Genomic DNA, 13,357 nt, shown 5'->3' with positions numbered 1-13,357 from the left:
TACGCCCTACTTTACAACATCCATTACAAATCTGGATGCCGTATAAGATTTCTCTTTCGCCCCTGCGCTCAACCCCTCTGCTTTATCGAAATGACAATTTCTTTTAATTAAAATATCACCAGTTCAAGCGTCCTTCCCTTGAACTATAACCGAAGTAAGCGTCCACGCTTACATTCCATTCATTTTTCGTCCCCTCAGGGTCTCTCGGAGAGGGTCCTGAGGTTTCCAAAGCTCCCCTCTTGAGAGAGTAATAGCCCATCAAGAGGCAGTAGCCATTTTGTTAATTAAAAAGTTAAACACCTGGTTATTGCCTCTATTGTTATATTTAAATGTGAACTCATTCAGGTATGATTGCAAATGTCTGAGCGATACTTTATGGTATTGACCATATATCCCCCGTTTTAACAATGTCCAAAAGCCCTCAATCGTATTGGTGTGATACTCTCCCCGGGCATACTCTTCTTTTTCCTTGTTTAATACCTGATGTTCACGGAATATTTTATTTAAACCGGCATATCCACCAAAGCCGTCCGTTACAATAGTAGCATCTGTGCTCACTGATTGTTCAACAATGGGTTTGAGCGTTTTCCCATGTGCCTTATCTATGACCTGAAGCTTTAGACGGCCATCCCGCTCCAATAACCCAATCACGGGCTGTTTATCCTGCATGCCGGTGACCTGCAAATTATTATCGCGCCTTTCCTGCCGCTTTTTCTTTGAGTGATTGGCTTTTTTACCACCTAAATAAGTCTCATCTACCTCAACAATACCCTTAAACAAACCGCCATCCCCGCCGTCCCGCATGGCTTCCCGTATCCGCATCTGCAAATACCAGCCTGTCTTACGATTGCATCCCAGATCCCTGCTTAACTGACGTGCAGATAACCCCTTTTTCGCATTCAGCATTAATGAAATAGCCAAAAACCATTGCGGCAAAGGAAGTTTGGTGCCCTCGAAAACAGTGCCGACCAAAACGCTATAGCTGCGGTTACAGCTATTGCAAATATGCCGTTGGCTTTCCTGGCGCTTGCTGCTCCGTTTGCTGTTGCAATACGGGCATTCTGGCAATCCTTGCCATCTTAATCCTTCAAGATAGTCTATGCAACTGGACTGATCTGGAAAACGCTTAATCGTCTCTATGATATTCATTATCATAAATATACAAATTATTCCTGCCTTTTCATGGGCTATTACTCTCAAGAGGGGGCGCGTTGGGCTGAGCGTTGGCAGAGGTGTGTTTCGTCAATATTCATTGCCGCTTTGTAAACACACCCCTCCGCCCCTCTCAAGAGGGGAATCGCGCAAGCCCCCTTTTATTCCTTTATTTAATTACGGTTCAACCACAAAATGGCAGCCCCGTTCCCATGTCCTTTTATTTCTGTATTACCAGCACCTTTCACCGTTTCTTCACCCGGCAAAAGCTCACCAGTTTTAGGGTCGATCCATTGTGCTTTGTAATTGACACCAGCCGATAAATTAAGGTGAATATCACCGCCATTACTATAAACGATATATCCTTTTGATGAGACTAAGCCCCATTGATCTTTAGGCGAACCCGGCAGCTCGGCAGGTTTCATACCGCTTGCATCGGCTAAAAAAGCTTTATTGGTATTGGCAGGAAGGACCGGCAATGATCCGCCTGCAATAAATACCGCCCAACCAAAACGGTCGTAATCATCGGCAGAAAATAATACTGCTTTATCCGGGTATTTGGTACGATACTCATGTACCGCACGGTAAACCTGCTCAAATGATGCCGCCTTTGGTTTAAAGATCCGTGCTTGCTGGCGTGGGGCCAGGCTTTGACCTCCGATGGGTTCATAAGCCGTTCCATTAGCCTGGTAGTACCAGTAACGGATATCGATCACGTTAATAACCGTAGCCGTTGCCGGGTTGGCAAGGATAGCATCCTGCACATCTTTTGTAGCGCTTAAAGCGATAATCTGTTTCTTTTTATGCGTGGCTTCCCATTGCTTAATGGTTTCTACCCAAAACTTCATGAAATGCAGCGGACCGGTAAATTCCGATCCAATCTGTTGGATCACCCCGGTATTACCTGCAAAGTTGTCCATACATTTATTGATGTAGGCAATGTGAAGCTTACGCCTTGCCGGGTCGGTTTCGTCATAAAACTGCTCAGCCATAAACTGGCGTTTGTCGCCGGCATAAGGTACAGGCTCCGGGAAACCGGTGCCGTTAATATTATTTGCCGTGCGCCATGGAAAATCGGTATAGTGCGCCCCAGCCTCAATAATATTGTGCTGAAAATAATTTTGGTGAACCAATACCAAACCTTTCTCATCGGCCAAGTCAGCAAATTGTTTCAGGCGATTCCAGTACCAGGTATTGTATTTGGTCAGGTCGTATTTGCTTAAGCCGTCGTAGGCCAGTTCTTTTCCGCTCCGGGCAAAAGGCAGTTCATAAAACGGAGCCCAAACATCGCCGTCCATCCGGCGGATACGCTCGTGATCATCGCGGCGGCGATCATACCACAAGCCGTAGTTATGTTCAAAAACTACCATATTACCTTTCTGCATCCAGTCGGTTACCGCGTTCAGATCATCCGTTAAACCGGTGCCGGTTTGGCCGGGTACCCAACGGGAAATTGCTGGTTTGGCCACCGTTTCTGTATAATCGGGATGAACAGTACCGTTCCACCATGGGGTTTCAAAATGCCTGCCTGCTAATACCACATTACCACGGGTTAACCATCCGTTGGTAACCACCATTTTGGGTGCTAATACTGTAGGTGCAGCATTTTTATATCCTATTTCATCAATAGTCTTGGCACCAGCCGATTCTGTATTGATAACATTTCTTTTAGACGATTGATCTATCCAGTTACTGATTGTAACAGCAGGTTTGCGGGCGGCGGCCATTAATTCGGCTGCCTGTTCAACCGTTGGGCTGCTTGAAGGTTCGGTGGCAGGATACAGGATATCGGCTTGTTTGCTTACATCCTTATTCAACCTGTTAGCCAGCTGTGTATAATAAAAACTTCTTGGGCTGATAGTACTGTTGGAGGTGCTCCAGTAACCGTCGCCGGCGAATTGTGCCCAGGTACCAAAAGCCCAGTTTTGGGCAGTTGGCGGCTGATAGCAATCCACACGGGCTGCGGTACAATTCCAAAACAAACTGTTAGCCGCACTCCATCCGGCACCTTGTCCGTCCTGCCCCCGGTTCATATAACTTAAGGGCTGCCCATCGATATTGGCGATATCAAACAAAACGCCTGAGGCCCAACTGTCGATGCCACCGCTAAAGCCCAGCGAACCTACCGCCATACATTGAACAAAAGCGTTTGGCCCCGGCGCGCAATACCCGGTAGCAAAATCATGAAAGCCCTGTTCGGAATATAAACGCTGAAAAAGGTTTTGCCCGCCCATAGTCAGGAATGTGTTACGGCGCTGCCCCCTATTTCTGAAACAGGCGCGAGCGATTTACAATCCTCAACCGTTACCCGGTTTCCGGTAACACCAACAAATACTGCCGAACCTGCAAAATGCTCAAAGGTTACCTGGCGTACCCAGGCATCGCTAACATTTTCCATTGTGATAGCCATCCAGCGGTGGGCTTCATCTTTTGCGTTTGAAGCATCGTAAGCTGATTGCAGTTTTAAGTTTTCGATCCCCACTTGCACAATTCTGCCGGACCATTGGTAAGAGGCTATCAAACCACCGCCGTATGCAGTATCCAATGCTGTTGTTAAAGGTGCGTCAAGGGTTATGGCATTGCCATCTACTGCTGTTACCTTACGGTCCCAGTAAATATCCCGTTCGCCGGGTTTCCAGGCCAGGGCTGTTAAATCGCCACCAAAGTGATCGGTTTTGATGGTACTGATCCAGGCCTGTGTGCTCGGGCGGTGGATCAACACTAGGTCGCCGATTTTTAGGCCTGCACCTTCAGCAATGTGCAAAGTGTTGGCATTTACCGGTACATAGGCGTCGGTAATTTTAAGTTCTTTGGATGTTTGCCGGTCATTTTTACCGGTAACATGAATAAAGGTTTCCCTGTCGGTACCGGCTGCAAATAATGTGGTGCCGTTGGCGCCCATGCCGCTACCGCGCAAAACAACGCCGGATGCGTTAATTTTGAGACTACCATTAACCTGGTATGTACCCTTGTTAAGCAATACTGCGCCACGAAAACCATCTTTATCGGCAGGTAATCCGGCTACATAATCTAAAGCGGCCTGGATCCTTAATGTAGCATCGCCTACTTTTACGGGCACTACAACTTTAACAGGTATAAATGGAATTGGCTTTTCAGAAGCCATATATCCGCAGTACGAGTAATCAGGAATACGGTCGCCATTTGGCGCTGCAATGTAGTTTAGTTTGCCGTTTTTATCGGCTGCAACAGGTGGTTGTGGTTTAGGGGCTTTTTTCTTATCCTGTGCAAATAAGGGGTATGCAAAAGCATCCCCCCAGTCATTAAACCAACCCAAATATAAATCCTTGTAAACCTCAGTCCCCGCATTATACTGTCTTTATTATTTTAACGAAGCCAATTTCTTTTCGCCTTTAGCGGCTACTGTATTTAAATATACTTCGATATTGGTATAACCACCGCCATTTTTTGCAGGCAGGGCCGAGTCGTTACCATCTTTAGGGTTTAGGCCATGAGCTGTTTCCCAACTATCGGGCAAACCGTCATTGTCCGAATCTTTGTAAGGCGTGCCTTTATATTCAGGATAGCCACCAACCTGCCATGGAGCAGTGATGATGCCCAGTTTGTACGAGTCTTTAGGTAATTTACGCACTTTAAACTGGTAAGCAGTATCGGTGTTCATTTCTTTATAAGTTATTTTACCGGTACGTACCTGCTCGGTGATGCGCACATCAACCGGATCGCGTTTTGGCAATGTTGCCCCGGCATTAGCGATAACAAATTTAAAGGCATCCTTTGCCGATAGGATAGTCATCGGAGGCATAGGGAACGGAACATCCGATTTCATGTAATCCTTGTACTGACCGGCGTCAGGCAATTCTTTGCCACCAGGGCCTTCAACCTGGATGCCACCGTTCCACGCATCTTTGGTAACTTCGGGATAACCTTCCATAATGTTACCTGATGCATAAACGCGACCGAATACTTTTTCTTTCAGCTTGCTCCTGCCCGATTCCGGTTTCAGGATGCGGTGACCAACGGGCTCATCTTTTGGTGTAACAGGACCAGGTTTAAAGTAGTTATTGATCACATTGTAATTGGTAGTATAATCGCCGCCATCCATTGAGCGGTGGTGCCAGTTAAATACCACATTGTTTACAAAGTTGTATACGCCATTCCAGCCAACAGATGGGTTACGACCGGTATTATCTGCCCAAAGGTTACGCATTAATGAGCTGTTTTCGCCGCCTGTTGTTGAACCGAAAGCGTGGTTCCAGTAATCCAATGATTCTGAATAGATACAGTTTTGGATAGTGATGTTCACGGTACCCAGCTTCTCTTCTTTCGAGCCATCACCCGGATCAAACATATGGCGGTACATCGAAAAGTTTTCGTCCAGTCCCCAGCTTGCAGATACGTGATCGGCAATGATGTTACCCACCGGGTTGCCACCCAAAGCATCATCACGGCGGCCAACATTGGTTTCGCCGCGGCGGAAACGCATATAACGGATCACAACATCATGTGTATTAACCCAAAATGATTCGCCTGCAATACAAACGCCATCACCCGGAGCAGTTTGGCCTTCAATAGTAATATACGGAGCCCTCACGATAATTGGTGTTTTGATGCGGATAATGCCCGCAACATTAAATACCACGATACGCGCGCCGCCTTTTTCGCAAGCTTCACGCAAAGTACCAGGGCCATTATCTGCCAAACTGGTAACTACATACACCTTACCGCCACGGCCGCCAAAGGTAAACTTACCACCACCTTCGGCACCCGGAAAAGCCGGGATCTTGGCCTGCGGCAAATCGGTCGGGCGTGCAGCCCATGGTACGTATACTTTGCCACGGCGCTGATCGGCCTGGATAATGGGCAGGGCAACCGCCCATGCTGAATCTGAACGACGGGTAGCCTCTTTCATCAAAGCTTCACTCTCTGCTTTAACCTTCTCCGGCACTTCAGGGTATTGGGCAAAAGCCGGTTTAGCTAAACCCAATGCCGCTGCTACTAAAAATAAAGCTGTGTGTTTTTTCATATTTGTATTCGTAATATTCTTTTGTTAAATGGTTAGCAGGCACCCATCGTTCAATTAATTTATTATTGAAGCGGATCAAACGGCCCACCCCAGGTGTTATTTTGCTGTAAATTGATATTATTTAACAATGCCGCCGAAGGGATGCCGAAAAAGTAATCGCCCGACTGAACCACAATGTTATAAGAATCCATGGTTTTAGTTTTAACGGTGAAAGATGAGCTGTACAAGGCATCCAATGATGCAGCTGCTAAAGCATCTCTTGTACCGGTAAGATAATCTTTACCGCTTGCGTTGTTATTAAGGGTAACTGTCAAACCTGTTCTTTTTGAGCCATTCAATGTGCTTTCGAGCAGTTTACGGCGGCGAAGGTCCCAATAGCGTTTACCTTCAAACGCAAACTCAATTTTACGTTCATTCATGATAGCGTTGATCATCTGATCAGGGCTCATGCCTGCATCTAAACCGTAAAGGTTATCAGCACCAGCTTCAATACCCGCGCGTTTCCTGATGGCGGCAATATTGGTATAACCGGTAGTTACGTTGCCTAAGGCGGCAGCACATTCGGCCTGGTTCAATAAAACTTCGGCATAACGGATCTCCATCCAATCTGTACCAACATATGGTGTATTTGCCACACTGACATTAGGGTCAATAGCTTTGCGCAGGTAGAAACCTGAGCCTGTTGCTGATGCCGGTTCAGTGGTTTTAACACCGGAACCATCCGCTTTATTGTAATAAAAGTAAGTCCACAGACGATAAGAGCTATTGCCGTTTATAGGCCAGTTACAACCGTTGTAGGCAATAGTTTTGTTAAACCTTGGATCGCGGTTATCAAAAAACTTTGCATCATCATATGTATACTTTAAGGAGGTACCTGGTGCTTTTCCGTCAAGCATCGGGTATGATTTTACAATATCCCATGTAGGTTGATTGGAACCGCCTTTAGTACCTAAATAGGCCGGACGAGTCGCGTTATCATAGGTATTGTTATTCTGGTTTTGATCGGTTGATGATGTGTTAAAACCTGTTATCAAAATTGCTTCCGGATTGCTGCTGTTTTCGGTAAACCACATATTGTCATACGAAGGGTTTAAACCGTAGTTATTAGCGGACAATATCTGCATTGCCTTATCATTGGCATCAGCAGCTGTTTGCCAGCGGGCCGCATCATTGCTGGGGTTAAACTGAGGACTTGCATACGTTAGCAACACCCTTCCTTTAAACGCAGCAGCAGCAGCCGATGAAATACGACCGTAATCGCTGCCACTCCATTTGGCGGGCAGATATTTTATACAGCTGTCCAGATCGCTCACAATTTGTTTAAAACATTCTGAGGTTTTGTTACGAGGCAAAAGCGCCGCGTTTTTGGCGTCCTGACCAATAGCATCAAGCGGTTTTAATACCAATGGAACACCTCCATATAACCTTACCAGGTCAAAATACCTGAAAGCCCTCCAAAAATAAGCCTGTGCTTTATACCTGTTTTTGGTAGAGGCAGGCAAGGTGCTGGCGTCGAGGTCCTGCAGGGTTTGGTTAATGTTACGGATCCGGCCGTAGTTATTGCTGATATTCACCGAGGTACCGATGTCACCAACAGTTTCGATGGTAACCGTGCCTTTTACGTATGCGTTATCGCTGTAAAATTCGTCGCATTTGTCGCCCCCGCTGCCAATAGCGCCGCCGGTATCGCCAAACCAGCCAGGCTGGTTTGCTGTATACAGGTAATTGATGTTTAAAATAGCCACCGTTGAGTCATTAAAAATCTGACCGGGGGTGCTGTGTGTAAGATCTTCCTTATCAAGCACTTTTTTACAGTTTGTAAACAGGGCTGATACGATCAAAGCTGCAAATATGGTTTTAAATAATTTCATGTCTTTCAAAGTTTAGAAGCCTAAGTTTAAACCAAAAGATACTGTGCGTAAGTTGGGATATGCCCCAAATGGTGATGAAATATCACGATAATGTTCGGGGAACGGGTTTACAAAGTTGATTGGGTTTGTAGCTACCACATACGCCCTTATGCTTGACATTCCAAGCCTTTTTGTGATGGAAGCGGGCAGGGTATAGCTTAAGTTAGCACTGGAGATATTCCAGGTGAAGGGGCTAACAAACCAAAAATCACTTGTAGCACTCACATCGTCCGAGTAATAAGGGTCGGGATATTTGGCATTTGGATTAGATGGGGTCCAGTGATCGGCCCAGAATACAGGCCTGTTCTGGTTGGCAGTAGCTTGTTTAATGGCCGCGCTCTCAATTGATTGGTTACCACCCCAGCTCATTCCCATAACCACATTTAAGCTTAATGTTTTATATGCACCGCCAAAGTTCAGACCAAGATTGTAGTGGTTTGATGATTTCTTACCTAAATAAAACTGGTCGTTGAGATCGTTTTGTTTGATAATACCGTCGCCGTTTTTGTCAACGTAATTGATCATACCAGGTGAAGGTACGTAACCAAAAATCTTAACGTTTTGCGCGCCACCGGCTGCTGCGGCCCTTTCTGCAATGATCGCGTCGGCATCGGCTTGTGTACGGATAATACCGAGTGATTTGTATCCCAGTGTTCCCTGATCGCTTGATTTACCGGTCAAATCCTGAATGGTACCCACCTGCGCTGCAGCGATATCGTATTTAATGTATTTATTATCACTCCAGGAAAAGAACGGGCTAAAATTATAGCTAAAATTAGAACCGATTTTGTCTTTCCAGCTTACAGAGATCTCGTATCCGAAAGTATTGACAATACCATAATTTTCGGCAGATGGCGCTGCGCCTATAGTTACAGGAACTGAAGTGTTCAGCGATGCAAGCATATCATAGCGGTGCTCCCAGAAATAATCGGCCGAAACTGATAAGCGGTTACCCAGGAAAGCGGCATCTAAACCGTAGTTTGTTTTCAGGTCATGGTCCCAGGTTAAATTAGCGTTCGGGATAGCGATATTTAGCAGTGCGCCGAGGCCCCTGTCGCTATTGCCGCCGAAAACAGCACCGCCTTTGTTGCCGGTACCAAACTGGTAGTTAACCGCGTATAAGAATGAAGGTGTATTATCAGAACCCAACAAACCTACCGAACCTCTGAATTTCAAAAGATCAACAAAGCTTACTGATTTAAAGAAGTTTTCTTTTGAAACCACCCAGCCTGCTGAAGCCGAAGGGAAATATCCCCACTGGTGGCCCGGTGCAAAGTTGGTATTGGCATCCGCCCTCATGGCCAATTCAACCAGGTATTTATCGGCGTAGGCATAATTTACCCTACCTGCCACAGCTTTACGGCCATATTCTTTTACCAATGTAGCCTGGTTTGACGATTGATCGCCGATGGTGAACGTTTGGTTATCTTTTCCGCCTACAATTACACCGTCGGCTTCGGCAGCTACACCTTCACTATATGACTCATATTGCTCATACAAAGCCAGTGCAGTAATTTCATGCGCCCCAAAACGTTTATGGTAAGTAAGGTTGGCGTTGAACTGGTAATTATCTGCCATTGTAGGGGTAAGGCGCACCCTATCGCCATTTTTAATAGCTTTTACGCCTACCACAGTTCCTCCCGGAATATGGTTATTGTCGCCTTCGCCCGAATATTGGTTGTAATAAAACGTTGAGCCATATTGCTTGTTAAAGGCATTATTAAGATTACGGTTGTAGCTAACATTGGCAGTTAAGCCGCTAATACCCGGAATTTCGTAACTCAAATTGGCTAAACCATTAAATACAGTGTTATTGTTACCTGTGTAGTTGTTAGAATTTTGAACAGCAAAAAAGTTAAGGTTATCGTTATTGCTAGTTCCTAAATATACAGGATGCCCGTCGATAAAATATTTTTGCCATGGTGGTGCCTGGTTAAGCGACAGAAAGTCGTTATCCGGGCTTTCGCTGGTACTTGATAGTTTATACCAGTAAATTTTGCTTTTGGCAAGATCTTCGCTCAATGACAATGACAGTTTTAAACCTTTCGCCACTTTTGCGTCGACACTGGCCCTGAAGCCAAAGCGGTTAGTGTTTACGCCTTTAAAGTTGGAGTTTTGGTTTACATAATTTGCGCCTGCGAAATAAGTAACCTTATCGTTGCCACCGGTTATGCTCAACGCGTTCCTGCTGGTTACTGCCGGTTTAAATGCCTGCTCCAGGAAATTTTGGTTATTATTTTTAAAGTACTCAAGCTCATCCGGCGTATAATATTTTAAGTCTTTATTGCTTAAATCGCCGTTGATATAACCTTCGGGTGTTATGGTGTGGTTATACCTGGTTTGCTCAATATCATTCAAATAAGTAGCCATCTGAAAGCCCGACATCATTTTAGGAAGCTGAATTGCATCGGCAATACCTACTGATGAACTGAAGCTTACCTTTGGCCCGCCGGCCTGGCCGCGTTTGGTTGTTACAACGATAACGCCATTCGCGCCTAAAATACCGTATATGGCAGCGGCAGCATCTTTCAATATCGAAATGTTCTCCACCTCACTTTGATCAAGCAAGTTGAAATCTGCTTCACTACGTTGTACACCATCAATAATGTACAATGGTGTTGTACTTCCACCATTCTTTGCCAGAAAGACTGGGTTACGGATAGTGATGGTTCCGCTTTGGCCCGGTCTTGCAATACCACCGGTAACACTTACCGCGGCATTGGTACCGCGAAGTGCGGCGGCAAGGTTAGTGGTAGGGATATCCTGGATGGTTTTCATATCCACCGCGGCAACAGCACCTGTTAAGTGGACCTTCTTTTGAGTACCGTAACCTACTACCACAACCTCATCGAGGGCATTTTGTGATGGTACCATTTTAAAGTCGGCATTCATTTCGCCAATCTTCAGTGTTTTTTCCTGGTAGTTGTATCCAAGAAATTTAGCCCCAACCACAATGGCCTGTAGGTTAGTAGCCTTAATTGAATATTTACCATCGGCATTGGTGATAGTACCTGTTGTACTGCCCTTTACCTGGATGGCAACCCCTGGCAGGGGAGCACCTTTTTCGTCCGTAACCGTACCTGTTATATTACGGTCCTGGGCTTTTAGCGCGCTGCCTAAGCACAGCAACACCGAAAGTAAGAGGAAAAGTTTTCTCATAAACTTGATAATTTAATTTTCATGATCAGGTTAATTAATTAGTATAATTGGTTTGCCCGGCTAAAGCTTATTTCATGATACCGGGATATTTAGGTTAGTTCAAAAATTATTGTTTTGCTGCCTGCCGCTCTTTGATCCGTTTTTGCCACTCTTCACCCTCCTTTTTCATATCGTAGCCCTGTGCGGATAGGTAATTATTAATGCGGCCCTTAAACTTCCCAAACCAGGCATGTTTTTTCTCTGCCGATTCGGCATCTATAGCATTCTCCCTCGCTTCCAGCAGCCATCCTTTAATTTTGTCTTTTTGCTCCCCGGTAAGGGTAGGTATTTCATCCTGGTAAGCGGTATAAGTGATGGGATAAATGCGGTAGGTCATGCCGTCTTTTATTTTATCAACCTCATCAGCGCTTAATTCCTTATTCAGCTTATTGATATATAAGGTATGTAAAACCTTAACCTGCTTAGCCACATTACTATCTACAAGGGCGATTTTGGCATTGGCACCTGCTTTATCATCGGGCATCTGGGTTTTAATATCATTTACTTTTGCTTTACGCGCATCATAAATGGTGTTCAAATCACTGTACTGGGCAACTACAATATCACGCACTTTCTTAAATTTTACCGAGTCGGTGATGCCTGCTCCTGTAACAATTTTGTTTGAACGTTCGGTTATAACTTTTATGTAGTTGTTATCCACTGGTGCCTGCGCGAAAGCCTCACTGACTGCAACTGATAATAACAATATCACTATGTATTTAAAGTGCTTCATGGTTGTTTCAATTGGTTAAATTCTTTACAGTTTTTATAAAGCCCTTAAAAAAAGTATATAGTACCCTGCCGTTTTTTACGCAATTAATTGTTCATATCACAATTAATTAACTGTTAAAATCTTGTCAGTTCTAAAAGCCTGATAAAAAGTATAATTAATTTTATTGGTTTATATTTCCTGGTATCCTGCAGCCTGATTTACAAGTTGCTTTAACAAATATCAATGGTTAGCCTTTGCCTTTCCTATTTGTATTTATCTATTTATTATACAATCTTATCATAACCCGCTTTTCGTGTTAACGTAATTTTTTGTCAAAAGAAAATTACATTCGTGCAAATTGGGTTTGATTAAAAATTACTACTTTTAAAATATAAACCAGCGCGACGCATACTTAATTGTCCGCTCACCTGCTAATCTTTATTGATTTTTACAAAATGAAGCCCCATTTTCTCAAGGTTGCGGTTAAACCGCAAAATTCATTCAGTATCAGGCATGATATTTTGCCCACCTTCCGGGGTATCTGGCACTACCATCCCGAGCTTGAATTACACTACGTAATAAAGGGCGAAGGGGTTAGGTTTATTGGTGATAATATCAGCAATTTTTCGCCAGGCGAAATCACATTGCTGGGAGAGGCCCTACCACACTGCTGGCGCTGCAAGGACGAGATATTTTTTGCCCGAATCCGGATTGAATGTTGAGGTGATCGTGATCCACTTTTTGCCCGACTGCCTTGGTCGTTATTTGTTAAACTTACCTGAAGCGTTCATGTTGCCCAAGCTTTTTGAAAAGGCCAAAAGTGGTATGGTAATTAAGGGTGAAGCAAGAACCGAGCTGGCCAAACTGATGCGGCAGGCGGCTGAAGCTACCAACCTCGACAGGATCATTATCCTGCTATCGATACTTAAAGTGCTGGCCGAAAACGAGGACTTTGAACCGATAACGCTATCGCACAGTGACTTTCATCAATCCAACGAATCGGATACTATCCGCCTCAATAAAGTATGCTCCTATACATTGGCCAACTATAAACAGGAGATCAGCCTGGAAAAAATAGCAGCCATCGGCAACCTCAGTGTCACCTCCTTTTGCCGGTATTTTAAACTGATGACCAAGAAAACGTATTTTGATTTTTTAACCGAGATCAGGATCAGTCATGCCTGCCGTTTTTTGATTGAGGACAAATTACCCACCGAGGTTTTGTGCTTTGAATGCGGTTACAACAACATCTCTAATTTTTACCGACACTTTAAACGGGTTACCGGCATGACCCCGCTTGAGTATAAACGCCGTTATATTAAAGGACAAAAGCAGGCAATTTCTGCTTAGTTTGGTTAAGTATTAAGTCGTTAGCCAAAAGTT

General features: G+C 44.7%; 9 protein-coding genes. 2 read left to right on the top strand and 7 right to left on the bottom strand.

Going from position 1 to position 13,357, the window contains the following annotated elements; translation table 11 throughout:
- Positions 1-258: 258 nt before the first annotated feature.
- The 7 genes from ACRQ5D_RS16355 to ACRQ5D_RS16325 all read right to left on the bottom strand — a co-directional run bounded on the left by ACRQ5D_RS16355 (position 259) and on the right by ACRQ5D_RS16325 (position 11,995).
- Positions 259-1,149 carry an IS1595 family transposase gene (locus ACRQ5D_RS16355; RefSeq protein ID WP_189549506.1) on the bottom strand — a complete coding sequence of 297 codons (891 nt, stop codon included), beginning with the start codon at positions 1,147-1,149 and terminating at the stop codon, positions 259-261.
- Between the two features lie 176 nt (positions 1,150-1,325).
- Entirely contained in the window at positions 1,326-3,386 is a 2,061-nt protein-coding gene (locus ACRQ5D_RS16350) for a DUF6298 domain-containing protein (protein WP_431200006.1), read from the bottom strand.
- A 2-nt stretch (positions 3,387-3,388) separates the two neighbouring features.
- Positions 3,389-4,447 (bottom strand): hypothetical protein, encoded by a 1,059-nt coding sequence (locus tag ACRQ5D_RS16345; protein ID WP_432329546.1) that lies wholly within the window; start codon positions 4,445-4,447, stop codon positions 3,389-3,391.
- Between the two features lie 45 nt (positions 4,448-4,492).
- Positions 4,493-6,154: a polysaccharide lyase gene (locus ACRQ5D_RS16340; protein WP_091172323.1), complete on the bottom strand. Its 1,662-nt coding sequence runs from the start codon at positions 6,152-6,154 to the stop codon at positions 4,493-4,495.
- Positions 6,155-6,216: 62 nt separating this feature from the next.
- A complete protein-coding gene (locus tag ACRQ5D_RS16335; RefSeq protein WP_432329544.1) occupies positions 6,217-8,025 on the bottom strand; it encodes a RagB/SusD family nutrient uptake outer membrane protein in 1,809 nt (602 codons plus the stop codon).
- A gap of 12 nt (positions 8,026-8,037) precedes the next feature.
- Positions 8,038-11,223, bottom strand: coding sequence for a SusC/RagA family TonB-linked outer membrane protein (locus ACRQ5D_RS16330; RefSeq protein WP_091172327.1), 3,186 nt, complete (start codon positions 11,221-11,223; stop codon positions 8,038-8,040).
- A gap of 106 nt (positions 11,224-11,329) precedes the next feature.
- Positions 11,330-11,995: a DUF3826 domain-containing protein gene (locus tag ACRQ5D_RS16325; RefSeq protein ID WP_091172329.1), complete on the bottom strand. Its 666-nt coding sequence runs from the start codon at positions 11,993-11,995 to the stop codon at positions 11,330-11,332.
- A gap of 434 nt (positions 11,996-12,429) precedes the next feature.
- On the opposite strand from ACRQ5D_RS16325, the gene ACRQ5D_RS16320 reads away from it, so the two are divergent.
- The gene (locus tag ACRQ5D_RS16320) at positions 12,430-12,696 is read left to right on the top strand and encodes an AraC family ligand binding domain-containing protein (RefSeq protein ID WP_432329541.1); all 267 of its coding nucleotides are present in this window, start codon (positions 12,430-12,432) and stop codon (positions 12,694-12,696) included.
- Complete coding sequence (locus ACRQ5D_RS16315; RefSeq protein WP_432329539.1) at positions 12,671-13,324, top strand: helix-turn-helix domain-containing protein; 654 nt, start codon at positions 12,671-12,673, stop codon at positions 13,322-13,324. Before ACRQ5D_RS16320 ends, ACRQ5D_RS16315 begins: the two co-directional genes overlap by 26 nt.
- Positions 13,325-13,357: the final 33 nt, after the last annotated feature.

Source organism: Mucilaginibacter sp. P25 (assembly GCF_050859465.1).
Classification (GTDB): Bacteria; Bacteroidota; Bacteroidia; order Sphingobacteriales; family Sphingobacteriaceae; genus Mucilaginibacter; species Mucilaginibacter gossypii.
The sequence above is the reverse complement of the archived record's forward strand: the minus strand, read 5'-3'. Positions and strand labels throughout refer to the sequence as shown.

Bases quoted from the DNA above. Each gene is read 5' to 3' on its own strand.
- ACRQ5D_RS16320 (WP_432329541.1), top strand. From the start codon at position 12,430: ATGAAGCCCCATTTTCTCAAGGTTGCGGTTAAACCGCAAAATTCATTC.
- ACRQ5D_RS16325 (WP_091172329.1), bottom strand. From the start codon at position 11,995: ATGAAGCACTTTAAATACATAGTGATATTGTTATTATCAGTTGCAGTC.
- ACRQ5D_RS16340 (WP_091172323.1), bottom strand. From the start codon at position 6,154: ATGAAAAAACACACAGCTTTATTTTTAGTAGCAGCGGCATTGGGTTTA.
- ACRQ5D_RS16335 (WP_432329544.1), bottom strand. From the start codon at position 8,025: ATGAAATTATTTAAAACCATATTTGCAGCTTTGATCGTATCAGCCCTG.
- ACRQ5D_RS16330 (WP_091172327.1), bottom strand. From the start codon at position 11,223: ATGAGAAAACTTTTCCTCTTACTTTCGGTGTTGCTGTGCTTAGGCAGC.
- ACRQ5D_RS16355 (WP_189549506.1), bottom strand. From the start codon at position 1,149: ATGAATATCATAGAGACGATTAAGCGTTTTCCAGATCAGTCCAGTTGC.
- ACRQ5D_RS16350 (WP_431200006.1), bottom strand. From the start codon at position 3,386: ATGGGCGGGCAAAACCTTTTTCAGCGTTTATATTCCGAACAGGGCTTT.